Below are 26,293 nucleotides of genomic sequence, written 5' to 3' on the forward strand. Positions count from 1 at the left end.
TCGGCCCTGCGAAAGTGTCGGTTGGATCTGACGACCCGTCAATATCTGACGCACCATGAAATGACGGTCCGTCAGAGAAGGCCTGGCGGTCCGGTGTTCCAGGTCAGAGGTCTACGCCTGGTAGAGCGCCTGCACCTCGTCGGCGTAGGCCTTCTCGATCGCCTTCCGCTTCAGCTTCAGCGAGGGCGTCAGCAAGCCGTGCTCCTCGGTGAACTGATGGGCCAGGATCCGGAACGTACGGATCGACTCGGGCTGCGAGACCAGTGTGTTCGCGGCGACGACGGCGCGTCGCACCTCGGTCTCCAGGTCGGGGTCGCGCACCAGCTCCGACGGGGTCAGCTGCGGCTTGCCGTGCATCTGCAGCCAGTGTTCGACGGCCTCCGAGTCCAGGGTGACCAGCGCCGCGATGTAGGGCCGGTCGTTGCCGACCGCGATGCACTGGGCGACCAGCGGATGGTCGCGCACCCGCTCCTCCAGGATGCCCGGCGAGACGCTCTTGCCTCCGGAGGTCACCAGGATCTCCTTCTTGCGCCCGGTGATGGTGAGGTAGCCGTCCTCGTCGAGGGAGCCCAGGTCGCCGGTGGCGAGCCAGCCGTCGTGCAGGGTGGCGTCGGTGGCCTTGGGGTCGTTGAGGTAGCCCTGGAAGACGTTGCCGCCGCTCAGCCAGATCTCGCCGTCGTCCGCGATGTGCACGGTGGTGCCGGGCAGCGCCTGGCCGACGGTGCCGAACCGGGTGCGCTCGGGCGGGTTGGCGGTCGCGGCCGCCGTGGACTCCGTGAGGCCGTACCCCTCGAAGATGGTCACTCCGGCGCCGGCGAAGAAGAGCCCGAGCCGCCGGTCCATCGCCGAGCCGCCGGACATGGCGTGCTTCATCCGGCCGCCGAGAGCGGCGCGCACCTTGGAGTAGACGAGCTTGTCGAAGAACTGGTGCTGCATCCGCAGGCTTGCCGAGGGGCCGGGGCCGATGCCCCAGGCCTTCGACTCCACGGCGTCCGCGTAGCGCACCGCGACGTCGACGGCCTTCTCGAAGGGGCCCGAGCGGCCCTCTTTCTCGGCCTTGCGGCGGGAGGCGTTGAAGACCTTCTCGAAGATGTACGGCACGGCGAGGACGAACGTCGGCCGGAACGCGGCGAGGTCGGGCAGCAGGGCGGCCGCGTTGAGCTGCGGCTGGTGGCCGAACTTGACCTTGCCGCGGATCGCCGCGACCTGCACCATCCGCCCGAAGACATGGGCGAGCGGCAGGAACAGCAGGGTGGCCGCCTCGTCGCCGCGCTTGGAGTGGAAGACGGGCTCCCAGCGGTCGATGGCGGTGTCCGTCTCGAACATGAAGTTCGCGTGGGTGAGCACGCAGCCCTTGGGGCGCCCGGTGGTGCCGGACGTGTAGATGATCGTCGCGATCGACTCCGGGGTGACCGCCCGCCGGTGCCGGTGCACCACCTCGTCGTCGATGCCCGCGCCCGCCTCGTACAGCTCCTGGACGGCGCCCACGTCGAGCTGCCAGAGCTGGTGCAGGTGCGGGAGCCGGTCGACGACCGTGGCGACGGTCATCGCGTGGTCCTCGTGCTCGACCATGACCGCGGAGACCTGCGCGTCGTGCAGCATCCAGAAGACCTGCTCGGCGGAGGAGGTCGGGTAGATCGGCACGACCTGGGCGCCGATCGTCCAGAGCGCGTAGTCGAAGAGCGTCCACTCGTAGCGCGTACGGGACATGATCGCGACCCGGTCCGCGAACCGGATCCCGTGGGCGAGCAGCCCCTTGGCCAGGGCGAGGACCTCGTCGCGGAACTCGGCGGAGGTCACGTCGCGCCACTGGCCGCCCTCGTCCTTGCGGCCGAGGGCGATGTACAGCGGGTCTTCGAGGGCATGGTCGAACACGACGTCGGCCAGGCCGCCCACCGGCGGCGGCGACGCCAGTGGAGGGTTGGTGAACTCGCGCAAACCCGCTCCTAGTGGCGCTCAGCACAGCGCCGTGAAAGCTACCTCAACGGGCTGGCGTGCGGGAGGGGCGAAGGAGCGTCCGAACGTCCGGAATATGCACAGGTCAGCCGAGAAAATGCGCTCACATGGGGAAGGGCCGGACAGAATTACTTACGGTCGCGTATGTTTCGGTGGCGCAATCTCCACGGAATCTGCGCGACCCGATTACGGTGCGCGGCGCCCCGGATACCGGACGTGGAGATTCCACTTCCGGTTGCCGAGGCGCCCGACCTCTCAACGCGCCGCTGTCATCCGTGAGGCGCCGTCGCCTTCGCCGCCGACGTGTCCGACGCCCTCGACGTGTCCGACGCGGCCTCGGTGCCCGCCGGGCCCGCCGCGGCACGCGGTGTCCGCACCAACACCAGTACCAGCGCGCCGGCGATCATGCCCGTCACACCCGCGGCAACCGACGCCGTGTCGAGCCCCGACGCGAAGGCGGCCCGCAGCGCCTGCTCGGAGAACGTGCCGCGCAGGGCCCCGGCGCCACCGCCCGCGAGGGTGTGCGCCGCGCCCGGCGGGAGCGTGTCCTGCATGCGCGAGGTCAGCACCGTGCCGAAGACGGCCACACCCAGCGCGTACCCCAGTTGCCGGACCGTGTTGACCGCGCCGCCGGCCATCCCCGACCGCTCCTGCGGCACGGCGGCCAGCGCGGCGCCCGCGATCGACGGGGAGACGAACCCGGTGCCGATCCCCACCAGGACCATCCCCGGTACCAGCATCGTCCAGTTCGTGCCCGCGTCCAGCACGGCCTGGCAGAAGGCGCCCGCTCCGATCAGCAGCAGCCCGCCGCCTATGGTCAGCCGGGCCGGCACCCCGTGCAGCAGCTTGCCCGTGAGGATCGCGACCACGACCGCCGCGCCCGTCAGCGGGAGCAGCGTGAGCCCGCCGCGCACCGGGCTCATGCCCAGGACGGTCTGCATCCAGATGGACAGGTACGGGATCACACCGAACGCCGCCGCGTTGAACGCGAGCGCGCCCGCCATCACGCCCACGAACGCGGGCTTGCGCAGCAGCGACAGGTCGAGCAGCGGATGGGCCGCCCGGCGTTCGACGAGCACGAAGCCCGTCAGGCTCAGTGCCGCGAGCGCGAACGAGGCCGTCGTGACCGTCGACGTCCAGCCGTCGGATCCGGCCCGCACCACCCCGTACGTCAGCGCCCCCGCGAAGCCCGCGAACGTCGCCGTGCCGGCCCAGTCGATACGCATCCCGCGCGGCCCCTTCGACTCCGGCACCACGCGCAGCGTCAGCCAGATCGACGCCACGCTCACCGGCAGGTTCACGAAGAAGATCCACCGCCAGCCCGGCCCCTCGGTGAGCAGCCCGCCCAGGACCGGCCCGACCGCGGCCGCGGCGCCGCTGACGGCTCCCCAGATGCCGAGCGCCGCCGACCGCTGCCGCCCGTGGTAGACGGAACCGAGCAGCGGAAGCGTCGTCGCGAACATCGCCGCCGCGCCCACGCCCTGCAGTCCGCGCGCCGCCACCAGCAGCCCGGGCCCCGACGCGAAACCGCACAGCAGCGACGCCAGCGCGAACAGCGCCACGCCCGCCACGTGCATCGTGCGCCGGCCCAGAATGTCGGCCGCCGCACCGATCCCCAGCAGCAGCGCGGCGAGCGCGAGGGCGTACCCGTCGACCACCCACTGCAGATCGCTCAGCGACGCGTGCAACGACCGTGCCATGTCCGGCAGCGCGACGACCACGATCGTCACGTCCAGCAACAACATGAACGTCCCCAGGCACACCGCCGTGAGCGGCCCCCATGTACGCATGTCCTCAACTCCTTGTGCCGCGAATGCGTATAGCTCCGTAGGATGAGGTCGCAGCGGACGATCACCTCGGTGGTGCGCGATGATGTGACGGAAATCGATGAGGAATGGGTTGATGGAAACGGAATCCGACACCTTCGATGAACTCGACCTGCGACTGCTGTGCGCGTTGGAGGTCAACGCCCGGGCCCCCTTCAGCCGGATCGCGACGGTGCTCGGCGTCTCCGACCAGACGATCGCGCGGCGCTACCGCAGGCTGCGCGCCGAGGGTGGCCTGCGGGTCGTCGCTGTCCGCGACGCCCAGCGGCTCGGTCAGGACCAGTGGATGCTGCGGCTGCGCTGCGCGCCCGACGCGGCGGGGGCCATCGCGGACGCGCTCGCGAAGCGCCCCGACACCGCCTGGATCGGGCTCGCCTCCGGCGGCACGGAGGTGGTCTGCATGACCCGCCCGCGCAACCCCGGCGACCACGACGAACTGCTGCTCGGAAAACTGCCGCGCACCCCGAGCATCGTGGAGATCCGCGCCCACCAGCTCCTGCACCGCTTCTACGGCGGACCGCTGGGCTGGCTCGCCAAGCGCCCGGCGCTCACGCGGGAGGAGAGCGCCGCGCTGCACCCCGAGCCGCTGGACCCCGAGACGCCCGCCCGGATCGCCGCGGAGGACGAGCCGCTGGTCACCGCCCTGGAACGCGACGGACGCGCCACCTACCCGGAACTCCAACGGGCCACCGGCCGCTCCGAGTCGGCGGTCAAGCGCCGGCTCGCCGCACTGCTGGCCTCGGGCGCCGTGTACATCGACATCGAGTACGACACCGAGATCCTCGGCCACCCGATGGCCGCCAGTCTGTGGATCACGGCCGCCCCCGACGCCCTCCACGCCGTCGGCGAGGCCCTTGCCGGCCACGACGAGGTCGCCTTCGCCTCGGCGACCGCGGGCCCCTCCAACATCGTCGTGACCGCCGTCGTCCCCGACAGCGCGGGCCTGTACGCCTACCTGAGCGGAAGACTCGGCCGCCTGGAAGGCATCCGGCACGTCGAGACGACGCCGTACCTGCGCAAGGTCAAACAGCTCACCTATCCTCCGCCGTCGCGGTAGCGATCAGCCCCGGTTCAGCCGGTCCCCGCCCGCCAGGATCGCCGCCGCCAGCGCGTCCGCGGCGTCCTGTGCGGAGGCGCGGCGCCTGCCGTGCACCAGGACGAAGTCGACCGCGCCCAGCTCGGGCAGGCCCGCCCGGTCCGGCACCCGGACCAGTCCCGGAGGGACGAGTCCGCGGGAGTGGGCCATCACGCCGAGGCCCGCGCGGGCCGCCGCGATCAGGCCGTTCAGGCTGCCGCTGGTGCAGGCGACGCGCCACGGCCTGCCCTGGCGTTCCAGGGCCTCCATGGCCAGTGCGCGGGTGATGCCCGGCGGCGGGTAGACGATCAGCGGGACGGGCCGGTCGGGGTCCAGGCGCAGCCGCTCCGCGCCGATCCACACCAGCCGGTCGTGCCGGACCAGTTCGCCGCGCGGGTCCTGCGGCCGCCGCTTCGCGAGCACCAGGTCCAGCTTTCCGGCGGCCAGCTGCTCGTGCAGAGTGCCGGAGAGCTCGACCGTCAGCTCCAGGTCGACCTCGGGATGGTCGTACCGGAAGCCCTCCAGGATCTCCGGCAGCCGGGTCAGCACGAAGTCCTCCGAGGCGCCGAAGCGCAGCCGCCCCCGCAGTCGGGTCCCCGTGAAGAACGCCGCCGCCTGCTCCTGCACCTCCAGGATCCGGCGGGCGAAGCCGAGCATCGCCTCGCCGTCCTCCGTCAGCTCCACGGAGTGGGTGTCGCGGGAGAAGAGCTGCCTCCCGGTGGCGTCCTCCAGTCGGCGCACGTGCTGGCTCACCGTGGACTGCCGCAGCCCCAGCCGACGGGCGGCCCGGGTGAAGCTCAGGGTCTGCGCCACCGCGAGGAACGTACGCAACTGGGACGGGTCGTACATGCCGTCACGTTATCGCGGATCGTGATGACAGTCAGAGCGGTATGACGGATTCCCGATCGGGCCACGGAGGAGGACGATGGAGAGGTCACGACCCGACTCTGGACGACGGCGTACCAGGGATGACCGTCAGCACGAAGCGAACCGAGCAGTGGAGCACCGTGAAACGCCTGCAGTGGCCGAGTTGGATGCCGATCGATCCGTACATCCTGCTGTTGCTCGGGACAGTGGGGCTCGCGGCCCTGTTCCCGGCACGGGGCACGGGCGCCGACGTCGCGTCGGGCGCGTCCACCGCCGCGATCGCCTTCCTCTTCTTCCTCTACGGGGCGCGTCTGTCGACCCGTGAGGCGATGGACGGCCTGCGCCACTGGCGGCTGCACGGCACGGTCCTCGCCTGTACCTTCGTCGTCTTCCCGCTGCTGGGCCTCGCCGCCCGCGGTCTGGTGCCGGTGTTCCTCACTCACCCGCTCTACCAGGGACTGCTGTTCCTCACGCTCGTCCCCTCGACCATCCAGTCGTCGATCGCCTTCACGTCCATGGCGCGCGGCAACGTCCCCGCAGCGATCTGCGCGGGCTCCTTCTCCTCGCTGGCCGGCATCGTCGTCACCCCGCTGCTCGCGGCGGCTCTGCTCGGCAACAGCGGCGGCGGCTTCTCCGCGGACTCGCTCGTCAAGATCGTGCTGCAGCTGCTCGTGCCGTTCATGGCGGGGCAGCTGCTGCGGCGCTGGATCGGCGGGTTCATCGCACGGCACAAGAAGGTCCTCGGCCTCGTCGACCGCGGGTCGATCCTCCTCGTCGTCTACACCGCGTTCAGCGAGGGCATGGTGCAGGGGATCTGGCACCAGGTCAGCGCCGTCCGCCTCGCCGGACTGCTGGTCGTCGAGGCAGTGATCCTCGCCGTGATGCTCGCCCTCACCTGGTACGGCGCGAAGGCGCTCGGGTTCGACCGGGAGGACCGGATCGCGATCCAGTTCGCCGGGTCGAAGAAGTCCCTCGCCTCCGGACTCCCCATGGCGAGCGTCCTGTTCGGCGCCCACGCCTCGCTCGCCGTGCTGCCGCTGATGCTCTTCCACCAGATGCAGCTGATGGTGTGCGCGGTGATCGCCAAGCGCCGGGCCCGCGACCCGGAGCCCGCTACGACCCGCGCTCCAGCCGCAGGGTCACGAATCGAGGTCGGTACAGGGACACGTTCCGGCTGAGGTTGGCCTGCGCCGCGGCGCCCGTCGCGTCCAGCCAGTTGACGTCGTAGCTCAGCACCAGCCGCCCGTCGCCGCTCAGGGCCGGGTGCGCCTGCGGGTTGTACGCCGCCACCTCGCCCGCGGGCAGCGACGGACTGAAACTGCGGGTGGGCCCGCGCCAGGGACCGGTCGGCGAGCACGCCCAGTACGACGTGATCGTCGTCAGCCCCTCGGTCCCGGCGGCCATCGTGAACAGTACGTACGTGCCGCCGTCGCGCACCACCGTGAACGCACTGCCCACGCCCTTGCGCTGCCCGTCCCCGAGCACCGGCTCCGGGCGCGCCCGGACCGCCCACTGCGAGCCGTCCCAGTACTCCCAGGCGCCCGGCTCGGCGAGCCTGCCGCGTGGCACCCGGGCCACGTACGCCCGCGAGGCGGGACGGGAGGCGGCCTGGAGGTCGTCACCGCCGAAGACGTACGTCCACTGGCCCGCGTCGACCGCGGACGTCCCGAACAGCACACGCTGCGAGGCGTCGGCGACGGAACGCTGGTCGAGGACCGTCCGGATGCCCTCCAGCCGCAGATCGGGCAGCGAGAGCGTGGCGACCTCGGTGGCCGTGGGTACGCCGTAGATCCACGGCGCCCGGCCTGCCGTTCGGGTCCACAGCAGGACGCGTACGACCCGGTCCGCGGAGCCGGGCGCGCGCGGCTCGACCCGGGCCGCCACAGGCCAGCGCCACTGCTGCGGTCCCGGGTCGGGAAACACGGGCGCCGCGAGCGTGCGCTCCAGGCGGCCCGAGGCGGACATCACCACCGCCGAGTTGCGCACCAGCGGCGCCGAGGTGTCGCGCCACACGAACGACTCGCCGACCGGGTTCGGCGGAGGGTGCACCGGGCCGAGATAGGTGTCGGAGAACAGCCACAGCACCCGCCCGTCCGGCAGCCGCAGCGAGTGCGTGCCGTCGCCGCCGGTCCAGTCGTCCGTGCGCGTCGGGTCGTCGCCGTAGCGCGCGAACTCGCCCGTGAGTCCCGCGTCCGCGGACCAGGACCGCACCGTGCGCGCGGTGCACGTGCCGCCGCCCTCCCGGTCGTCGGGGAGGGCGGTGAGGAGCACGGCCGCGCAGACCAGGGCCAGGATGATCCCCAGCCCGGTCCCTGTCTGCCGTCGTGCGCGTGCGTCGTCGGGCACGGACGGGACGTTAGTGGCTGCCGCGCACCTGGTCCATGGGCAGCCACAGGACGGTGTCCCGCATCGACGCCCGGCTGCCGGCGCGCAGCCCGCCGATCTCCGCGTCGCTCAACGCCCGGTCCCAGACGTGCACTTCGTCGATCGCGCCGGTGAAGTACGCCCGGCTGTCCATCCGCTGACCGATGTGCACCCCGAACGGCGAGTTGCGGCTGACCGATCCGGGCACGTCCGCGGTGCCGGTCGCCGTACCGTCGACGAACAGCGTGAGCTGTCCGCCGCCGCGGCGCAGCGCCAGGTGGTGCCACTGGCCGTCGTTGTACGCGCCGGTGGTGCGCACGGAGGCGGAGGCCGGGGCCGCCGCGCCGTTGCGTGCCGTGATCAGCCCGGTGATCCGGTTCGACGCGGGCTCACCGCGCAGCCACACCTGCGGCTGCGTGTTGCCGATCCCGCCCATCCACAGCAGCGGTTGCTCGCCGGTCGTGGCGGTGTAGCGCAGCCACAGCGATGCCGTGAAGTCCTTTGTCCCGAGGGGGAGTCGGTCGCTGTCCGGCAGCCGTACGGCGTCGTCGGTGCCGTCGAAGGCGAGGGCGCCGCCGAACACGCCGTCCGTCCCGGCGGCGCCGCCGAGGACCGCGGCGCGCCGAGCGCCCGGCGCCAGGTCGGCGGTCGTCGGGTCCGGGCCGCGGCGTGGCTTCAGCCAGTCCTCGGTGAACCTCGCGAAGCGGATCTCGTCGCGCGCGTCGACCGCGCCGCCCTCGTACATCAGGCCCACGGTGTCACCGTCGGCCCGCACCATGTCCGAGTAACCGGACCAGTCCGTGGTCACGACCGTGCCGCGGTCCACGCTGTCCCAGGTGCGGCCGCCGTCGTAGGAGGAGCGGATCATCATCGTCCGGCGGCGGTCCGGGTCGCCCGGGCAGGACAGCAGGATGCGGTCGCCCAGGCGCAGGGAGGAGCCCTGGACCTGGGGCGCGTAGAGGTCCGGGAGGTCGCGGAAGGGGGCGACGAAGCTGTCGCCGCCGTCGCGGCTGATGGCCTGGGTGCGGTGACCGAGGTCGGTGCCGTCCTGCTCGCGGCCGCTGATGAGGACGGAACCGTCGGTGCGCTCCGTGAGCGTCACCTCGGACGGCTTCTGGCGGAACGTCCCGTCGTCGGCGATGGGCCACGAGTCCGTCGCGCCGATGTCCCAGTGGTCGCCGCCGTCGTCGCTGGTGATGAGCGCCGCGTGGTTGGCGGTGACCCTCCCCCAGCCTCCGGCCGGGGGGACCCCCACCTCGCTTCGCTCGCCGTTCCAGGTCTCGGTGTTGACGCCGAAGACGAGCCGACCCGCGTGCCGGCCCCGGGTGAGCTGGATGCCGTGCACCGGTCCGGTGGCGTACCAGGAGTTCCAGTCCGGCGGGAGGATCTCGTCGCTGAGATCGCGCGGCCGGGACCAGGTCTGCCCGTCGTCGTCGCTGTACTGGAGGTGCGGGGTGCGGTCGCAGGGGGTGGAGCAGCTCGCGCTGTCCGTACGGCCCGTGTTGTAGGTCTCCGCCAGCACGATCCTGCCGGTCCTGCGGTCCACGACGGGCGCCGGGTTGCCGTGCGTGTCGCCCGCGCCCTCGTTGACGACCTGGAGCGGGCCCCAGGTGCGCCCGCCGTCCTCGGACCGCTTGAGGACGATGTCGATGTCACCCGCGTCCCCGCAGTTGTCGACCCGGCCCTCGGAGAAGGCCAGCAGGGTGCCGTCGGCGCTCTTCACGACGGCGGGAATGCGGAAGCACGCGTAGCCGGGGTCCTGGGATGCCTTGAAGAGCACCTGTTGCTCGAACTCACCTGTTGCGGACGCCTGTTGGGCACCCGCGGGGCTCGGCAGGGCGAGGAGGGCCGCGGTGGTGAGACCGGCGGTGAGGAGGGATCTCAGACGTGCGCGGAGGCTTGACGGCATGGTGGGGCCTGCCCTTCATACGTCTTCATGCGTCGTCATACGTCTTCATACGTCTTCATACGTCTTCATACGTAGGGACATCCGGACGTCCCACATCCGACGTCCCACGTCCAACGTGCGAGCCACAGACGCTACTTGGGCTCTCAGGCACCCCACAAGAAGCGTGCACGGGTCACGTCCGGCGGCGGCCCGGACGTCCGGCTGCCGGACTTCAGGGGATCAGCACCACCTTGCCGAGGTTGCTTCGCGACTCGATCACCGCATGGGCCTTCGCGGCGTCCTCCAACGCGAACTCCCCGTGCACGGCGGGGCGCAGTGCGCCGTCCGCGTGCAGTCGCCACAGTTCCTGGCGCCACCGCTCGTACAACTCCGGGCGACGGCGGGCGATCAGTGCCATCTGGAAGCCGATCACGGACTTGGCGCCCACCAGCAGGTCGTACGCCTGGATCGTCCCGCCGCCCGAGCTGTACGCGACGAGCCGCCCGCCCGGCGCGAGTGCGGCGACGGCCGGAGTCAGCAGGCTGCCGCCGACCGCGTCGAGGGCGTAGTCGACCGGCTCGCCCCAGTCCGCGCAGTCGTACGTGACCACCTCGTCGGCCCCGAGGCCGCGCACGAAGTCGGCCTTGCCGGGGCCGGACACGGCGCCGGTGATACGCGACGCCCCGCGCAGTCGGGCGAGCTGGACGGCCAGATGCCCGACACCGCTCGCCGCCCCCGTCACGAGCGCCGACTCACCGGGCTCGGGGCGCGCCGCCTCCAGGGCGCCGAGGGCGACCAGTCCGCTGCGGACGAGGGCGACGGCGTCGACGGCGCTCGCGGCGTCCGGGATCCGTGACGTCATGGCCTCGTCGAGGAGTGCGAAGTCGGCGTACCCGTGCCCGAAGCAGAGGCCGGTGACGCGTTCGCCCACGGTGAAGCGGGAGGCACCCGCGCCCACGGCGACGACCTCCCCGGCGATCTCGCCGCCGAGCGCGATGGGCTCCGCGGCCTCGGTCACCTTGCGCACGACGGGCAGGGTCACGCCGATCGCCTCCACGCGCACGAGCAGCTCGCCGGGGCCGGCGGCGGCGACGGGCACCTCCTCCGTGAACAGCGGACCACCCGTGTGTTCGTACCGGACGCGACGCATCGCACCTCCAGAATTCGTTGGGAGTCCCAACGGTAGCCCGGGATTCATTGGGAAGTCCAACGATTTCTCGGTAGGGTGTGCCCATGTCCGACGCGCCCGCCCCGCCTCCCGCGCCCACCTCCGCTGCCGCGCTTCACGAGATCCGCACGCTCCCCAGCTGGCTCCTCGGCAGGGCCGCCGCCCGCGGTCGCGCTCTCGTCTCCGAGGCGCTGGCCGCCGAGGGACAGAAGATGTGGCACCACGTGGCGCTCAGCGCCGTCGGCGACCTCGGCCCCGTCGCCCAGGCCGAGCTGGGCCGCAGCATCCACCTCGACCCCAAGGACCTGGTCGGCGTCCTCAACGACCTCCAGGGCGCCGGCCTCGTCGTCCGCGAACCGGACCCGAAGGACCGTCGCAAGAACGCGGTGTCGCTCACCGAGGAGGGCGGGCGGCTGCTGAAGCGTTGCGAGAAGGCGGCGCGCGTGGCGAACGACGCGCTGCTCTCCTCCCTGTCCGCCGCTGAGCGGGAGCAGTTCATGGACCTGTTGATCCGGATTTCCGGTACGGACGGCTGACGCGGGCTAACGTTCCGTCATGACCGAACCCCGCCTCGCCCTCGACCCGGCCCGCACGGCCCTCGTCCTCGTCGACCTGATGGACCGCATCGTCGCGCTGCCCCTGGAACCCCACAAGGGCACCGAAGTCCTCACCGTGTCCGAGGAGTTGGCCACAGCGTTCCGCTCCGCGGGAGCGCCCGTCGTGCTCATCCGTGTCGAACGACCCGGGATCGTCGAGCAGCCACCCGGCAGCGGCCTCGCCGCCGGGCTCGCGGCGGCGGGCGACATCGAGATCGTGAAGCGGACCATCGGCGGGTTCCAGGGCACCGGCCTGGACGAGCGGCTGCGCGAACGCGGCGTCACCACCCTCGTGTTCGGTGGCATCGCCACCAACCTCGGTGTCGAGTCCACCGCCCGCGCCGCCGGCGACCTCGGCTACGACCTCGTCTTCGTCCAGGACGCGATGGCCGCCTTCACCGCCGCCGAACACGACGCGTCCGTACGGCTCGACTTCCCGCGCCTGGGCACGGTGGTGACGGCCGCCGAGGTGCACTTCACCAGGGGCTGAGCACGGTCGGCTTCCCGACACCGGCTTGAGGCGCCCCGGAGGCGACTGAGCAAAGGGAGGGGCCCCGAAGGCGCAGGGGGCGCTCCCCGCCGTTCGGGGCCCCGCCGTCGTGTCGCGGCGAGCCCGGTCAGCCCTGGGCGGCCGCGGCCCGCAGAGCGATGCGGTGCTCGCCCGCGTACACGTTCATGGAGGGGCCGCGCAGGAAGCCGACCAGCGTCAGACCCGTCTCGGCGGCCAGATCGACCGCCAGCGACGACGGCGCCGAGACCGCCGCCAGGACCGGGATGCCCGCCATGACCGCCTTCTGCGCCAGCTCGAAGGAGGCGCGGCCCGACACCAGCAGGACCGTGCGGGACAGCGGCAGCTGCCCGCTTTGCAGGGCCCGTCCGACGAGCTTGTCGACCGCGTTGTGCCGGCCCACGTCCTCCCGTACGTCGAGGAGCTCGCCGTCCTCCGTGAACAGGGCCGCCGCGTGCAGACCCCCGGTCCGGTCGAACACCCGCTGGGCCGCCCGCAGCCGGTCGGGGAGGCTCGCGAGCAGCTCGGGTTCCAGCCGCACCGGGGGAGTGGTGTCGCCGAGCGTGTCGTCGATCGCCCAGCGCGCCGTCGTACGGACCGCGTCCAGGCTCGCCTTGCCGCACAGCCCGCAGGACGACGTCGTGTACACGTTCCGCTCCAGCGTGATGTCCGGGATGACGACTCCCGGCGCCGTCCGCACGTCCACCACGTTGTACGAATTCGAGCCGTCCACCGTCGCTCCGGCGCAGTACACGATGCTCTGCAGCTCGTCCGCCGTGCCCAGCACACCCTCGCTGACCAGGAAGCCCGCGGCGAGCGCGAAGTCGTCGCCCGGCGTGCGCATGGTGATCGCGAGGGCCTTGCCGTTGAGACGTATCTCCAGGGGTTCCTCGGCGACGAGTGTGTCCGGGCGGGCGGAGACGGCCCCGTCGCGGATGCGGATCACCTTGCGTCGTTCCGTGACTCGTCCCATGTCCTGATCAGCCCCGGTTCTGTACGTGCTGGTAGCCGAAACGGCCCTTGATGCAGAGGTTGCCGTGGGTCACCGGGTTGTCGTGCGGCGAGGTGACCTTCACGATCTCATTGTCCTGCACGTGCAGAGTGAGGTTGCAGCCCACTCCGCAGTACGCGCACACGGTGGTCGTCTCGGTCTGCGCGGACTCCTCCCACGTACCCGCCGCGCGCATGTCGAACTCCGACTTGAACGACAGGGCGCCGGTCGGGCACACCTCGATGCAGTTCCCGCAGTACACGCACGCCGAGTCGGTCAGCGGGGCGTCGTGCTCGACGGCGATCCGGGCATCGAATCCGCGCCCGGAGACCGAGATCGCGAAGGTGTTCTGCCACTGGTCGCCGCAGGCGTCGACGCACTTGTAGCAGAGGATGCACTTGTCGTAGTCGCGCACGTACAGCTCGTTGTCGATCCTCGGCTCCTCATCGACACGGGCCGCGTCCGGGCCGAAGCGGTCCGGCTTCGCCTTGTACTCCTTGATCCACTCGGCCACCTGCGGCGTGGTCGACAAGTCGACCGAGGAGGCGAGCAGTTCGAGGACGACTTTGCGGCTGTGCCGGGCGCGCTCGGAGACGGTGCTCACCTCCATGCCCGGCTCCGCCTTGCGGGAGCAGGCCGGGACGAGGGTCCTGGCCCCCTCCACCTCGACCACGCAGACGCGGCACGCGTTCTTCGGGGTGAGGGTGTCGCCCTGGCAGAGGGTCGGGACGTCCTTCCCGGCGGCCCGGCAGGCGTCCAGGATCGTGGAGCCCTCGGGAACCCGGGCCCGCTCCCCGTCGAGGGTGAACTCGACGAGCCGGCGGGGGATCCCCAGCGGTATCGCGGTCATACGGCGGCCCCCGCGCGTTCGGTGCTGATCATTCGTACGCCCCCAGACGGTCGATGGCGGACTCCACGGCGTTCCACGCGGTCTGCCCGAGACCGCAGATCGAGGCGTCCCGCATGGCGCGTCCCACCTCGCGAAGAAGGGCGATGTCACCCGCGGCCTCGGCGCCCGTGCGCTCGGCGATCCGGTGCAGCGCCTCCTCCTGGCGTACGGTCCCGACCCGGCACGGCACGCACTGGCCGCACGACTCGTCGCGGAAGAACTCGGCGATCCGCAGCAGCAGCCTGGGGAGCGGAACGGTGTCGTCGAAGGCCATCACCACCCCCGAGCCGAGCGTCGTGCCCGCCTCCCGCGTGCCCTCGAAGGTGAGCGGGATGTCCAGCTCGTCGGGCCGGACGAAGCCGCCGGCCGCGCCTCCGAGGAGAACCGCGCGCAAACGCTTACGTACTCCTGCGAGCGTCAGCAGCTCACCGAGTGTCGCCCCGAACGGCAGCTCGTAGATGCCCGGCCGCTCCACGCTTCCCGACACGCAGAACAGCTTCGGCCCGGTGGACTTCTCCGTGCCGATGGCGGCGTACGCCCCCGCGCCCGTCGTCAGGATCGGCAGCACGTTCACCAGCGTCTCGACGTTGTTCTCCGCGGTGGGTTTGCCGAACAAACCCTTCTCCACGGGGAAGGGCGGCTTCGAACGGGGCTCTCCTCTGTAGCCCTCGATCGAGTTGAACAGGGCCGTCTCCTCCCCGCAGATGTACGCCCCCGCGCCCCGCCGTATCTCGATGTCGAAGGTGTATCCCTGCCCGAGCACGTCGTCCCCGAGCAGGCCACGCGCGCGTGCCTGCCCGATGGCGTGCTCCATGCGGTGCAGCGCGCGCGGGTACTCGCCGCGCAGATACAGGTATCCCTTGTGCGCCCCCACCGCGTACCCCGCGATCGTCATCGCCTCGACGAGCGCGTACGGGTCGGCCTCCATCAGCACCCGGTCCTTGAACGTGCCCGGCTCGGACTCGTCCGCGTTGCACACGAGATAGTGCGGATGGTCGGGCTGCGACGCCGTGGCCAGCCACTTGCGGCCGGTGGGGAAGGCGGCGCCGCCGCGCCCGACCAGGCCCGCGTCGGTGACCTCGCGGATGACGCCGGCGGGGCCGAGCGCGAAGGCCTGGCGCAGGGCGGTGCAGCCGCCGTGGGCTCGGTAGTCGTCGAGGGAGGCGGGATCGACGACACCGACGCGGGACAGCAGGACCAGGCCGCCCTGACCTGCCTGGGGGACCGCCATGGCGGCGGACGGCTCGGCGGGGGCGGTGTCGGGGGCGGTGGCGGCGAGGACGACGGTGTCGATATCGGCGGCGCCGACGACAGCGGTGGCTGCTTCCAGCCTGTCCGGCGTTTGAGGACGAGGCCGTTCAGGCCGATAAGGGGGTCTGGGGGCGGAGCCCCCGGTTTCGGGACGGGAAGGGGCGGCGGGGGCGACGCCCGCCGCAGGCGCACCCGGCCCCGCGGCGGCACCCGCCCGCACCACCAACGCGGCAGGCGCCCGCTCGCACAGCCCCAGACAAGGACTCCGCTCCACACTCACCCCGCTGCCGAGCCCGAGCCGCGCCTCGACCCCCGCACACAGCTCGGCCGCCCCGGCACCCGCGCAGGCGAGGTCCGTGCAGACGTGCAGCACCGTCGCGGGCCGCGGCTTGACGGAGAACAGGGAGTAGAACGTGGCGACCCCGTACGCCTCGGCCGGCGGGACGGTGAGGCGCCGGCAGAGGTAGTCGAGAGCCCCCTCGCTGATCCACCCGACGCGGTCGTTGAGGGCGTGCAGCCCCGGCAACAGCAGATCACGGCGCTCCCGGGCCTCCCGGCCACCGCGCGCCCACCGCAAATCGGCGTCCGACCTGTCGGCGCCTTCCCACGAGGACTCCGGAGGGCCGAGCAGCGCGTCGACCGCCGCCCGCTCCTCGTCCGTCGGTTTGCTGTCACCGAAGTGCAGGTCCACCACATCACCTCACTTGCATCGCAGCGGGCAGCTTCTCGATCCGGATGGCCGACGCCTTGAACTCCGCCGTGCCCGCGATCGGGCAGTTGGCCTCGATCGTCAGCTGGTTGGTGTCCACCTCGTCGGGAAAGTGCATGGTCATGAACGCGAGCCCGGGCCGCAGCGCCGTGTCGACCCACACGGGTGCCACCACGGCCCCGCGCCGGGACGAGACCCGGACCTCCTCGCCCACCGCGACCCCGTAGCGCTCGGCGTCCTCCGGGCACAGCTCGACGAACTCGCCGCGCCGCAGCGGGGAGGCGAAACCACCGCTCTGCACACCGGTGTTGTACGAGTCGAGGCGGCGCCCGGTGGTGAGCCGGATCGGGTACTGCTCGTCCGTGAGGTCGACGGGCGGATCGTGCGCGACGAGCCCGAAGGGTGCGAGAAGCCCCCTCTTCGCGGGATCCGCTTCCCACAACCGCCCGTGCAGATACGTCGGTTCGAGCCGGTCCGTCTGCGGGCAGGGCCACTGGATGCCCTGGTGTTCCTCAAGGCGCTCGTACGTCATCCCGTAGTGGTCCGGCGACACCGACCGCAGCTCGTTCCAGACGGTCTCGGAGTCCGCGTACTTCCACTCGTGCCCCAGGCGCGAGGCCAGGTCGCAGATGATGTCGACGTCCTCGCGCGCCTCGCCGGGCGGTGTGACGGCCCGGCGTACCCGCTGGACCCGCCGCTCGCTGTTGGTCGTCGTGCCCTCCGTCTCGGCCCACCCGGCGGTCGCGGGGAGCACGACGTCCGCCAACTCGGCCGTCTTCGTGAGGAAGATGTCCTGGACGACGAGGAAGTCGAGGTTGCGCAGCCGCTGCACCGCCTGCTCGCTGTCCGCCTCCGACTGGGCGGGGTTCTCGCCGATGCAGTAGACGGCCTTGAGGGCGCCCTCCTCCATGGCCTCGAACATCTCGGTCAGGTTCAGCCCGTAGCGGGGCTGGATGACGGTGTCCCAGGCGGACTCGAACCTCAGCCGGGCGTCGGGGTCGAGGATGTCGTGGAAGCCGGGCAGCCGGTTGGGGATGGCTCCCATGTCGCCGCCGCCCTGCACGTTGTTCTGGCCGCGCAGGGGCTGGAGCCCGGAGCCGTGGCGGCCCACGTGCCCGGTCAGCAGGGACAGGTTGATGAGTGCGCGGACGTTGTCGGTGCCGTTGTGGTGCTCGGTGATGCCGAGCGTCCAGCACAGCTGGGCCCGCTCGGCCCGTGCGTAGGCGTGCGCCAACTCCCGTATGGCTGCGGCCGGTACGCCCGTCACCTTCTCGGCGAGCGACAGCGTCCATGGCTCGACGAGTGCCCGGTACGCCTCGAAGCCGGACGTCGCCCGGTCGATGAACGCCTGGTTGGCGAGGCCCGCGTGGATGATCTCGCGGCCGATCGCGTGCGCCATCGGGATGTCGGTGCCGACGTTCAGCCCGAGCCAGCTCTCCGCCCACTCGGCGGTGCTCGTGCGGCGCGGATCGACCGCGTACATCCGCGCCCCGTTGCGGATCCCCTTCAGCACGTGCTGGAAGAAGATCGGGTGCGCGAAGCGGGCGTTGGAGCCCCACATCACGACGAGGTCGGTGTGCTCGACCTCCGCGTACGAGGAGGTGCCGCCGCCCGAGCCGAAGGCCGCCGTGAGACCGGCGACGCTCGGTGCGTGGCAGGTGCGGTTGCAGGAGTCCACGTTGTTCGTGCCCATCACGACCCGCGCGAACTTCTGCGCCACATAGTTCATTTCGTTGGTCGCGCGGGCGCAGGAGAACATCCCGAACGCGCCGCGCGCCGCGTCCAGGCCGGCGGCCGCACGGGTCAGCGCCTCGTCCCAGGTGGCGGGGCGGAAGGGTTCGTCGCGGGAGTCGCGGATCAAGGGATGCGTAAGTCGGTTGTAGGTCTTGGGAGTTCGGTCGCGTTTCCTCATGCGGCGGTCCTCAATGCGAGCAGGTCCGAGATGGCGTGGACGGTCCGCAGCGTCGGCACGGGGACGCCGGTGATGTCCGCCAGCTCGACGACGGCGGCGAGCAGGACGTCGAGTTCGAGCGGCTTGCCGCGCTCCAGGTCCTGGAGCGTGGAGGTGCGGTGGTCGCCGACGCGTTCGGCCCCGGCCAGCCGCCGTTCGATGGAGACGCCGACCTCACAGCCCAGCGCCTCGGCGACGGCGAGCGTCTCGGTCATCATGATCTCGATGACCTTGCGGGTGCCGCCGTGCAGGCACATCTGCCGCATCGTGGCGCGGGCCAGCGCGCTGATGGGGTTGAAGGAGATGTTGCCGAGCAGCTTGAGCCAGATGTCGTTGCGCAGGTCCGGTTCGACCGGGCACTTGAGTCCGCCCGCCCGCATGGCCTCGCTGAACGCCAGGCAGCGCTGCGAGATCGAGCGGTCGGGCTCGCCGACGGAGAACCGGGTGCCTTCGAGATGGCGTACGACTCCCGGCCCTGCCAGCTCGGTCGCGGCGTACACCACGCACCCGATGGCCCGTTCGGGCGCGATCACCGCACTGACCGCGCCGCCGGGGTCCACGCTCTCGACGCGGTGGCCGTCGTGCGGGCCGCCGTGCCGGTGGAAGTACCACCACGGGATGCCGTTCTGGGCGGCGATCACCGCGGTGGTGTCGTGCAGCAGGGGCTCGATCAGCGGCCCGCACGCCGCGTACGAGTTGGCCTTCAGGCCCAGCAGGACGAAGTCGACCGGGCCCACCTCGGCCGGGTCGTCGGTGGCATGGGCCCGCGCGGTGAAGTCGCCGCGTGGACTGCGGACCTGGACGCCGTCGCGCCTCATGGCCGCGAGATGCGGTCCACGGGCGATGAGATGCACATCGGCGCCCGCGCGGTGCAGCGCGGCGCCGACGTAGGCGCCGATCGCACCGGCGCCGAGAACTGCGACTTTCACGGTGGCTCGCTCCGTTCGGTCGAGGGTACCGAGGAACTGCCGAACACTGTCGACGAAATATTGTCTACAGTATGGAAGTTGGACCAGCAAGACTTCGCGCAGCACTGAACGCGGTCCCGGGCCCGTTGCCGGGCCCGTCTCGCTCCACCCGCGCCCCCCGCCGACCGTTCGCCGCTTCCTGCATACCGCTCACCGCATACGGTCGACGCGCAGGTTCTCAACTCCCTTGATCCTTCCTATCCTCCGGGATCATGAGCCCCCCTCTCGCACCGGCCGGCTGGAGCCGCTGGCTCGTTCCGCCCGCAGCCCTGTCGGTTCACCTCTCCATCGGCCAGGCCTACGCCTGGAGCGTGTTCAAGCCGCCGCTCGAATCCGCGCTCGGCCTCAGCGGCACCCAGAGCGCGCTGCCCTTCCAGCTCGGCATCGTCATGCTCGGCCTGTCCGCCGCGTTCGGCGGCACGCTCGTGGAGCGCAACGGGCCGCGCTGGGCGATGACCGTCGCCCTCGTCTGCTTCTCCTCCGGCTTCCTGATCGCCGCGCTCGGCGCCGCCACCGAGCAGTTCTGGCTGATTGTGTTCGGCTACGGCTTCGTGGGCGGCATCGGCCTCGGCATCGGCTACATCTCGCCCGTCTCGACGCTGATCAAGTGGTTCCCGGACCGGCCCGGCATGGCCACCGGGATCGCGATCATGGGCTTCGGCGGCGGTGCGCTGATCGCCTCGCCGTGGTCCGCACAGATGCTGAAGTCCTTCGGCTCCGACTCGCACGGCATCGCGCTCGCGTTCCTCGTGCACGGACTGACGTACGCCGTCTTCATGACCCTCGGTGTGCTGCTGGTGCGCGTACCGCGCAGCGAGAAGCCTGTCGAGAGCGCGCCGAGTGCGTTCGAGGGCGTCCAGGTCTCGGCCCGCAACGCCGTGCGCACCCCGCAGTTCTGGTGCCTGTGGGTCGTGCTGTGCATGAACGTGACCGCGGGCATCGGCATCCTGGAGAAGGCCGCCCCGATGATCACGGACTTCTTCGCGGACACCTCGACGCCGGTGTCGGCCTCCGCGGCGGCCGGATTCGTCGCGCTGCTCTCGGCGGCCAACATGGCGGGCCGTATCGGCTGGTCGTCGACGTCCGACCTGATCGGCCGCAAGAACATCTACCGCGTCTACCTCGGCGTGGGCGCCCTGATGTACGCGCTCATCGCGTGGTTCGGGGACTCCTCGAAGCCGCTGTTCATCGTGTGCGCGCTGGTGATCCTCTCCTTCTACGGCGGCGGGTTCGCGACCGTCCCCGCCTACCTGAAGGACCTCTTCGGCACCTACCAGGTCGGCGCGATCCACGGCCGGCTGCTCACCGCCTGGTCCACCGCCGGTGTGCTCGGCCCGCTGATCGTCAACTGGATCGCCGACCGGCAGGAGGACGAGGGCAAACACGGCTCGGCCCTCTACGGCCTCTCCTTCATGATCATGATCGGGCTGCTCGTCGTCGGCTTCGTCGCCAACGAGCTCGTCCGGCCCGTCCACACCCGTCACCACATCCCCGCACCGAGGGAGGCCGCCGATGTCCGGCGAGAGCAGTCCGAGTCCGCCTGACCGCCGTGGGCTGATCGCCTTCGCCTGGCTGTGGGTGGGCGCGCCGCTCTGCTACGGCCTGTACGAACTCGTACAGAAGGCGACTCAGTTGTTCACGGGGTAGCTGTTCGGGCCGTCCGAAGGGCTGACAGAAGCCGACAAGCCTGACGCGGTTTTCCTGTCCCTTCGCCTGCCGTCGTACCCGTGAGTCACTGATCAGACTGGTGGATCCCGCTACCCAAGGCAACGAGGGGGACCACCCATGAACGGCACGCGGATCGCCGCCGTCGGCCACTACCAGCCCGCCAAGGTACTCACCAACGAGGACCTGGCGGGCCTGGTCGACACCAGCGACGAGTGGATCACGAGCCGGGTGGGTATCCGCACGCGCCACATCGCCGGGCCCGACGAGCCGGTCGACGAGCTGGCCGCGCACGCGGCGGCCAAGGCGCTCGCGGCGGCGGGTCTGGACCCGGCCGACATCGACCTGGTCCTCGTCGCCACCTCCACGGCCGTCGACCGCTCGCCGAACATGGCCGCCCGGGTAGCCGCCCGTCTGGGGATCCCCTCCCCGGCCGCCATGGACGTCAACGTGGTCTGCGCGGGCTTCACGCACGCCCTCGCGACCGCCGACCACACCGTGCGGGCGGGCGCCGCCACCCGTGCGCTGGTCATCGGCGCCGACAAGATGTCGGACGTCGCGGACTGGACCGACCGTACGACCTGCGTCCTGGTCGGCGACGGCGCGGGCGCCGCCGTGGTCGAGGCGGTCCCCGACGGGGAGACGCCCGGCATCGGGCCGGTGCTGTGGGGATCGGTGCCCGAGATGGGCAACGCGGTGCGCATCGAGGGCACGCCCGCGCGGTTCGCGCAGGAGGGCCAGAGCGTCTACCGGTGGGCCACCACCAAGCTCCCGCCGATCGCGCGGCAGGCCTGCGAGCGCGCCGGTCTCGCACCCGAGGAGCTCGCCGGGGTCGTGCTGCACCAGGCGAACCTGCGCATCATCGAGCCCCTCGCCGGGAAGATCGGCGCGGTGAACGCCGTCGTCGCGCGCGATGTCGTCGACTCCGGGAACACCTCGGCCGCGAGCATCCCGCTCGCCTTCTCCAAGCTCGTGGAGCGCGGCGAGATCCGCAGCGGCGACCCCGTGCTGCTGTTCGGCTTCGGCGGAAACCTGTCGTACGCGGGACAGGTAGTCCGCTGCCCCTGACGTGTGGGTGCACTGCCCCTGAGGTGCGCGTACGGCCGCCCCTCATGTGTGCCTACGTCCGTGTGTGACGAGCCCGACTTCTCCTCCCCCTGGCCATTGTGCGCCGTAGACTGTAGACGAAAGACAATTCATACTGGCTTTCCGGATGCGGCGCCGCCGCCGTCGTCACCGCCACGGTCGACGGAGTCCCTGGCCCCGCTGCCCAGGAGGGGAACCGCGATGTTGTCGACAGGACTGCCGCAGGGGGCGGTGCCCAAGCTCGAACGGCCCGGCCCGCTGCGCGACCGCGTCTACGAGGCACTGCTCGAACTCATCACCACGCGTGCCCTCCAGCCGGGCCAGCACCTGGTCGAGAGCGAACTCGCCGGGCACCTCGGTGTCTCCCGGCAGCCTGTGCGCGAGGCGCTGCAGCGGCTGAACACCGAGGGCTGGGTCGATCTGCGGCCCGCCCAGGGCGCGTTCGTCCATGAGCCGACGGAGGCGGAGGCCGACCAGCTCCTCACCGTCCGTACGCTCCTGGAGGCCGAGGCCGCCCGGCTCGCCGCGGCGAGCGCGGGCACCGCCGGCATCACCGTGCTGGAGGAGCTGTGCACCGAGGGCGAGCGCGCCGTAGCCGCCGACGACGTGGACGCCGCGGTCGCCATGAACGCCCGCTTCCACGCGAAGGTCATGGAACTGGCGGGCAACACGGTCCTCGCCGAACTGGCCGCGCAGGTCGACCGCCGCGTCCGCTGGTACTACACACCGGTCGCCCGGCAGCGCGGCCGCCAGTCCTGGATCGAGCACCGCGACCTCATCGCGGCCATCGCCGACCGCGACGAGGCGCGCGCCACCCAGGTCATGCGAGCCCACACGGAGCACACGCGCAAGACGTACCACGAGCGCGAGAAGTAGCCGGCCGCACGGCACGCGCCGCACACGCCGGACGGGGCGCGCGCGTGGCCCGTGACGGTCAGGCGTCTTCCGCAGCCGTGTCCGCAGTTGTGCACGGAGCCCAGCGTGCCTCTGCCGCCAGCATCGCGACCAACACGGCCACCAGGGCCAGTAGTTCGGCGGCCGCGGAGAGGTGGACGCCGAGCAGCGCGGTGGCCAGGACCACGGGCACGGCTGCGGCGCGGTGGCTCACCGGGAGGAGCCGCAGGACCGTGCGGAAGGCCACGTCCCCGGCGAGGAACAGCGCGACCCCGCCCGCGAGGGCGAGCGCCGGGCCGGTGTGCAGGTGCTCGGTGAGGTGCCCCAGCGACTTCTTGACGCCCGCCGCGAGAGCGGCGATGCCCAGCAGCATCGGCAGGAAGGCGTAGTAGTAGGCGTTCATCGCCAGGCGCCAGCGCCGGTCCGGCGGCGTCGCCGTGAACACGGCCTCCGCCCGGTCCTCGTCGCGCACGAAGTACGTCCACCACAGCGCGCCCGCCAGGGCCAGCGAGAGGAACGCGCCGCCGAACAGGCCCGCGGTGAGCGGCTGATCGCCGATGCCGACTCCGATCGCGATGACGGACTCGCCGAAGGCGACGATCAGCAGCAGTCCGTGCCGCTCCACGAAGTGGGCCGGGTTCAGGCCGCCCAACTGGGCGCGCAGATAGGCGGCTTCGCGCCCGTCCCGGCGCCGTGGGCCGTGCTCGGCGAAGAACGGTGTGACGAACTGCAGCACGATCGCGAGCAGCCACAGCCCGTCCGCGGCCGGGCCGTCGAGGAGTCCGGCGGCCGTGACCGACAGCGCGGCCAGCGAGTTGGGCACCGCGTACCAGACGACGTCGCGGCCGTGGCTTCGGGTGTAGAGCGCGCTGTGCACGAGGACGACGCCCAGGAAGCCGAGCCCGAAGACCACGCCGCCGTCGTCGAACGCGCGGGGAATGGCCAGCGCGCACACCAGGAAGGCCGCCATGCCCAGCATCAGCAGGAGGCGTCGCGAAGGGCGGTCGGGCGGCACCTGGTTGGTGAGATACGCGTAGGCGCCGTACATCCAGAACAGTACGACGAAGATCAGCGCGACCCGCCCCGCCGTCGCGAACGACAGGTCGGCGGCGAGCAGCACGGTGATCTGCGTGAGCGTGAAGACGAAGACCAGATCGAAGAAGAGCTCCAGGGTGCTGACCCGTTGGGCCGTCCTGCCGGTGTCGGCCCCTGGTCGTGACTCCGTGGCGTGCTCGGTCATGCGTTCCCCCTGATGTGGTGTCGGCGTCACGACAGCAGGTCAGGGCGCGGCTGTCCAGCGGAATCCGAGATCCGGACGGTGTCCCCGAGCCGCACCGGGCCGGGCCGCAGGACCTGGGCGTAGACGCCGGCGCAGGGTTCCGGGGCCCGGCCCGGCAGCGCGGGGACGCGGTGGTGCTCGGCGAGCGTGCGCAGGGCGTGCGGGTCACGCGCCAGGGAGCCGTGCGCGAGGGTCGGCACCGCGCAGCGCGGCGTCGAGGCCACCACGCGCAGCGCGAGCCGGTCACCGATCCTCAACTCCCCGCCGAACCACCCGTGGTCCACGAATCCCACCCCGTCCGTGTCGATCACGACGTTGGGGCGGTAGCGCTGCACCTCCACGGCCCCGCGCGGATGCAGCGCGCCCACCCGGGTGAGGGTCGAGGTGCTCATCAGGTGGAGCGGCGCGAAGTCGAAGAACGTACCGGCGGGAGACGCCGAGCCGAACTGCACGACATCGGCGTCCACTTCGGCGTCCACGCCCGCACGCAGGACCTCCTCGGGCCGGGACCGGTCCAGCGTGCCCTGCGGCGGCGGTGTGCCGATCAGGGTGACCGCCCGGCCCACGATCGCCGAGAGCGCCTCGTCGACGTCAGTGTCGGTGCTCCGCACGACCGTGCCGTCGGGCGCGGTGATGCGTGTCGCGGACTCCTCCGGTGTCGCCGTGCAGGTGAGCAGGGTCCGCCACAGCCGGGGGTTCTTGGCGCTGGCGACCTTGCCCGTCTCCCGGTCCAGGAGGGCGAGGCGCCGGTCGCCGGCCAGTCCGCGATCGGTCACCTCGGCGGCCTGGATCCGCTGCCCCAGCATCGACTTGACCGGATGCCGCCACAGCGCACCCACGGTCCCCAACACCCTCTCCATGCCCACCCCGTCATCAACTCCGCACGTCAGTGGCCCCATTGTGCTGCCTGTGCACGAAGTCGCGACTCTCTACTTTGTCCTGAGAGTGGAGAAAGTTGAAAGCAATTCGTGCGTTACTTCTTCCCACCCCATGCAGCCGCTGCTACGTTCGCCTCGAAAGCAAGCCGGAGAATCGGCCGGAACCCGACGGGTGCAAGCCGTTCAACCGGGTGCGGGCCGACCGAGCGGGGAGGGGCACGTGAGACGTATGACGGCACGACCCGCCAACGCCCACCAGGCGCGGCTGCTACGGCTGTTGCGCGACGGCGGCCCCAACTCCCGTGCCCAGCTCGGTGATCAGATCGACCTCTCCCGGTCCAAGCTCGCCGTCGAGGTGGAACGGCTGCTGGAGACCGGGCTCGTGGTGGCCGACGGCCTCGCCGCATCCCGCGGTGGCCGCCGCTCCCACAACGTCCGCCTCGCCCCCGCACTCCGCTTCCTCGGCGTCGACATCGGGGCGACCTCGATCGATGTCGCCGTCACCAACGCCGAGCTGGAGATCCTGGGGCACATCAACCAGCCCATGGACGTCCGCGAGGGCCCGGTCGCCGTGTTCGAGCAAGTCCTCGCCATGGCCGCCAAGTTGAAGGCCTCCGGGCTCGCGGAGGGATTCGACGGCGCCGGCATCGGCGTCCCGGGTCCGGTCCGCTTCCCCGAGGGCGTGCCGGTCGCGCCGCCGATCATGCCCGGCTGGGACGGCTTCCCGGTGCGCGAGGCGCTCAGCCAGGACCTCGGCTGCCCGGTCATGGTCGACAACGACGTGAACCTGATGGCGATGGGGGAGCAGCACGCGGGCGTCGCCCGCTCCGTGGGCGACTTCCTCTGCGTCAAGATCGGCACGGGCATCGGCTGCGGCATCGTCGTCGGCGGCGAGGTCCACCGCGGTGTGACCGGCAGCGCCGGCGACATCGGACACATCCAGGCCGTGCCCGACGGCCGCCCCTGCGCCTGCGGCAACCGGGGCTGTCTGGAAGCCCACTTCAGCGGTGCCGCGCTTGCGCGCGACGCCACGGAGGCCGCTCAGCAGGGCCTCTCCCAGGACCTGGCGACGCGTCTGGAGGCGACCGGCAGCCTGAGCGCCGTCGACGTCGCCGCCGCGGCCGCCGCCGGCGACGCCACCGCACTCGCCCTGATCCGCGAGGGCGGCGACCGCACCGGCCAGGTCATCGCCGCGCTCGTCTCCTTCTTCAACCCCGGTCTGGTGGTGATCGGCGGCGGGGTGACGGGTCTCGGCCACACCCTGCTCGCCGCGATCCGCACCCAGGTCTACCGCCAGTCACTGCCGCTCGCGACCGGCAATCTGCCCATCGTGCTGGGCGAGTTGGGCCCCACCGCCGGAGTCATCGGCGCGGCCCGGCTCATCAGCGACCACCTGTTCTCGCCCGCGTAGCAACGCCTCCCCGACACCACCTCCCGCACGCCACCTCCCGTACGCAACATCCCGTACGACGTCACCCGCACAG

At 71.5% G+C, this 26,293-nt stretch carries 22 protein-coding genes; 9 read left to right on the forward strand and 13 right to left on the reverse strand.

What is annotated here, in order from left to right:
- Window positions 1-111: 111 nt before the first annotated feature.
- The gene (locus ACN6LB_RS18470; protein WP_356138387.1) at window positions 112-1,938 is read right to left on the reverse strand and encodes an AMP-dependent synthetase/ligase; all 1,827 of its coding nucleotides are present in this window, start codon (window positions 1,936-1,938) and stop codon (window positions 112-114) included.
- Window positions 1,939-2,225: 287 nt separating this feature from the next.
- Window positions 2,226-3,746 (reverse strand): MFS transporter, encoded by a 1,521-nt coding sequence (locus ACN6LB_RS18475; RefSeq protein ID WP_445026868.1) that lies wholly within the window; start codon window positions 3,744-3,746, stop codon window positions 2,226-2,228.
- A 112-nt stretch (window positions 3,747-3,858) separates the two neighbouring features.
- Here ACN6LB_RS18475 and ACN6LB_RS18480 point away from each other — a divergent pair, with 112 nt between their 5' ends.
- Window positions 3,859-4,839, forward strand: a complete 981-nt coding sequence (locus tag ACN6LB_RS18480) for an Lrp/AsnC family transcriptional regulator (protein WP_445026869.1) — start codon at window positions 3,859-3,861, stop codon at window positions 4,837-4,839.
- 3 nt (window positions 4,840-4,842) lie between these two features.
- Here ACN6LB_RS18480 and ACN6LB_RS18485 read toward each other — a convergent pair whose 3' ends face one another.
- Window positions 4,843-5,706 carry a LysR substrate-binding domain-containing protein gene (locus ACN6LB_RS18485; RefSeq protein WP_356138381.1) on the reverse strand — a complete coding sequence of 288 codons (864 nt, stop codon included), beginning with the start codon at window positions 5,704-5,706 and terminating at the stop codon, window positions 4,843-4,845.
- A 185-nt stretch (window positions 5,707-5,891) separates the two neighbouring features.
- Here ACN6LB_RS18485 and ACN6LB_RS18490 point away from each other — a divergent pair, with 185 nt between their 5' ends.
- Window positions 5,892-6,902, forward strand: a complete 1,011-nt coding sequence (locus ACN6LB_RS18490) for a bile acid:sodium symporter family protein (protein ID WP_356138470.1) — start codon at window positions 5,892-5,894, stop codon at window positions 6,900-6,902.
- Here ACN6LB_RS18490 and ACN6LB_RS18495 read toward each other — a convergent pair.
- From ACN6LB_RS18495 to ACN6LB_RS18505, 3 genes are all read right to left on the reverse strand, one after another.
- Window positions 6,838-8,070 (reverse strand): hypothetical protein, encoded by a 1,233-nt coding sequence (locus ACN6LB_RS18495; protein ID WP_445026870.1) that lies wholly within the window; start codon window positions 8,068-8,070, stop codon window positions 6,838-6,840. The two genes, ACN6LB_RS18490 and ACN6LB_RS18495, sit on opposite strands and share 65 nt — an antisense overlap.
- Before the next feature lie 10 nt (window positions 8,071-8,080).
- Window positions 8,081-9,997: a LamG-like jellyroll fold domain-containing protein gene (locus tag ACN6LB_RS18500; RefSeq protein ID WP_445026871.1), complete on the reverse strand. Its 1,917-nt coding sequence runs from the start codon at window positions 9,995-9,997 to the stop codon at window positions 8,081-8,083.
- 211 nt (window positions 9,998-10,208) lie between these two features.
- Window positions 10,209-11,126, reverse strand: a complete 918-nt coding sequence (locus ACN6LB_RS18505) for a quinone oxidoreductase family protein (RefSeq protein ID WP_445026872.1) — start codon at window positions 11,124-11,126, stop codon at window positions 10,209-10,211.
- 83 nt (window positions 11,127-11,209) lie between these two features.
- Here ACN6LB_RS18505 and ACN6LB_RS18510 point away from each other — a divergent pair, with 83 nt between their 5' ends.
- Window positions 11,210-11,680, forward strand: a complete 471-nt coding sequence (locus ACN6LB_RS18510) for a MarR family winged helix-turn-helix transcriptional regulator (RefSeq protein ID WP_356141401.1) — start codon at window positions 11,210-11,212, stop codon at window positions 11,678-11,680.
- Between the two features lie 19 nt (window positions 11,681-11,699).
- Entirely contained in the window at window positions 11,700-12,230 is a 531-nt protein-coding gene (locus ACN6LB_RS18515; protein ID WP_356141399.1) for an isochorismatase family protein, read from the forward strand.
- A gap of 127 nt (window positions 12,231-12,357) precedes the next feature.
- Here ACN6LB_RS18515 and fdhD read toward each other — a convergent pair whose 3' ends face one another.
- The 5 genes from fdhD to ACN6LB_RS18540 are packed head-to-tail and all read right to left on the reverse strand — an operon-like array spanning window position 12,358 to window position 18,968.
- The gene (fdhD, locus tag ACN6LB_RS18520; RefSeq protein ID WP_445026873.1) at window positions 12,358-13,221 is read right to left on the reverse strand and encodes a formate dehydrogenase accessory sulfurtransferase FdhD; all 864 of its coding nucleotides are present in this window, start codon (window positions 13,219-13,221) and stop codon (window positions 12,358-12,360) included.
- A 7-nt stretch (window positions 13,222-13,228) separates the two neighbouring features.
- Window positions 13,229-14,089, reverse strand: a complete 861-nt coding sequence (locus ACN6LB_RS18525; protein WP_445026874.1) for a 2Fe-2S iron-sulfur cluster-binding protein — start codon at window positions 14,087-14,089, stop codon at window positions 13,229-13,231.
- Between the two features lie 28 nt (window positions 14,090-14,117).
- On the reverse strand, window positions 14,118-16,070 hold the full coding sequence (locus ACN6LB_RS18530) for an NADH-ubiquinone oxidoreductase-F iron-sulfur binding region domain-containing protein (RefSeq protein ID WP_445026875.1): 1,953 nt from the start codon (window positions 16,068-16,070) through the stop codon (window positions 14,118-14,120).
- Window positions 16,071-16,074: 4 nt separating this feature from the next.
- The gene (locus tag ACN6LB_RS18535; RefSeq protein ID WP_445026876.1) at window positions 16,075-18,000 is read right to left on the reverse strand and encodes a molybdopterin oxidoreductase family protein; all 1,926 of its coding nucleotides are present in this window, start codon (window positions 17,998-18,000) and stop codon (window positions 16,075-16,077) included.
- Window positions 17,997-18,968 carry a 2-dehydropantoate 2-reductase gene (locus ACN6LB_RS18540; RefSeq protein ID WP_445026877.1) on the reverse strand — a complete coding sequence of 324 codons (972 nt, stop codon included), beginning with the start codon at window positions 18,966-18,968 and terminating at the stop codon, window positions 17,997-17,999. The genes ACN6LB_RS18535 and ACN6LB_RS18540 overlap by 4 nt, the downstream gene beginning before the upstream one ends.
- Window positions 18,969-19,219: 251 nt before the next feature.
- Between ACN6LB_RS18540 and ACN6LB_RS18545 the strand changes: the two genes are divergently transcribed.
- The 4 genes from ACN6LB_RS18545 (at window position 19,220) to ACN6LB_RS18560 (ending at window position 22,634) form a co-directional block, all read left to right on the forward strand.
- Entirely contained in the window at window positions 19,220-20,551 is a 1,332-nt protein-coding gene (locus tag ACN6LB_RS18545; RefSeq protein ID WP_356141387.1) for an OFA family MFS transporter, read from the forward strand.
- Entirely contained in the window at window positions 20,520-20,654 is a 135-nt protein-coding gene (locus ACN6LB_RS18550) for an MFS transporter small subunit (protein ID WP_445026878.1), read from the forward strand. Before ACN6LB_RS18545 ends, ACN6LB_RS18550 begins: the two co-directional genes overlap by 32 nt.
- A gap of 138 nt (window positions 20,655-20,792) precedes the next feature.
- Window positions 20,793-21,740 (forward strand): beta-ketoacyl-ACP synthase III, encoded by a 948-nt coding sequence (locus ACN6LB_RS18555; RefSeq protein ID WP_356141383.1) that lies wholly within the window; start codon window positions 20,793-20,795, stop codon window positions 21,738-21,740.
- Window positions 21,741-21,959: 219 nt separating this feature from the next.
- Window positions 21,960-22,634, forward strand: coding sequence for a GntR family transcriptional regulator (locus tag ACN6LB_RS18560; RefSeq protein WP_445026879.1), 675 nt, complete (start codon window positions 21,960-21,962; stop codon window positions 22,632-22,634).
- 58 nt (window positions 22,635-22,692) lie between these two features.
- Here the strand turns inward: ACN6LB_RS18560 and ACN6LB_RS18565 are convergent, their stop codons facing one another.
- Both ACN6LB_RS18565 and ACN6LB_RS18570 read right to left on the reverse strand, forming a co-directional pair.
- Window positions 22,693-23,892: a low temperature requirement protein A gene (locus ACN6LB_RS18565; RefSeq protein ID WP_445026880.1), complete on the reverse strand. Its 1,200-nt coding sequence runs from the start codon at window positions 23,890-23,892 to the stop codon at window positions 22,693-22,695.
- A gap of 26 nt (window positions 23,893-23,918) precedes the next feature.
- The gene (locus tag ACN6LB_RS18570) at window positions 23,919-24,782 is read right to left on the reverse strand and encodes an MOSC domain-containing protein (protein ID WP_445026896.1); all 864 of its coding nucleotides are present in this window, start codon (window positions 24,780-24,782) and stop codon (window positions 23,919-23,921) included.
- 256 nt (window positions 24,783-25,038) lie between these two features.
- Between ACN6LB_RS18570 and ACN6LB_RS18575 the strand changes: the two genes are divergently transcribed.
- Complete coding sequence (locus tag ACN6LB_RS18575) at window positions 25,039-26,220, forward strand: ROK family protein (RefSeq protein WP_445026881.1); 1,182 nt, start codon at window positions 25,039-25,041, stop codon at window positions 26,218-26,220.
- Window positions 26,221-26,293 lie beyond the last annotated feature (73 nt).

It is taken from the genome of Streptomyces sp. SAS_270, from assembly GCF_052543295.1.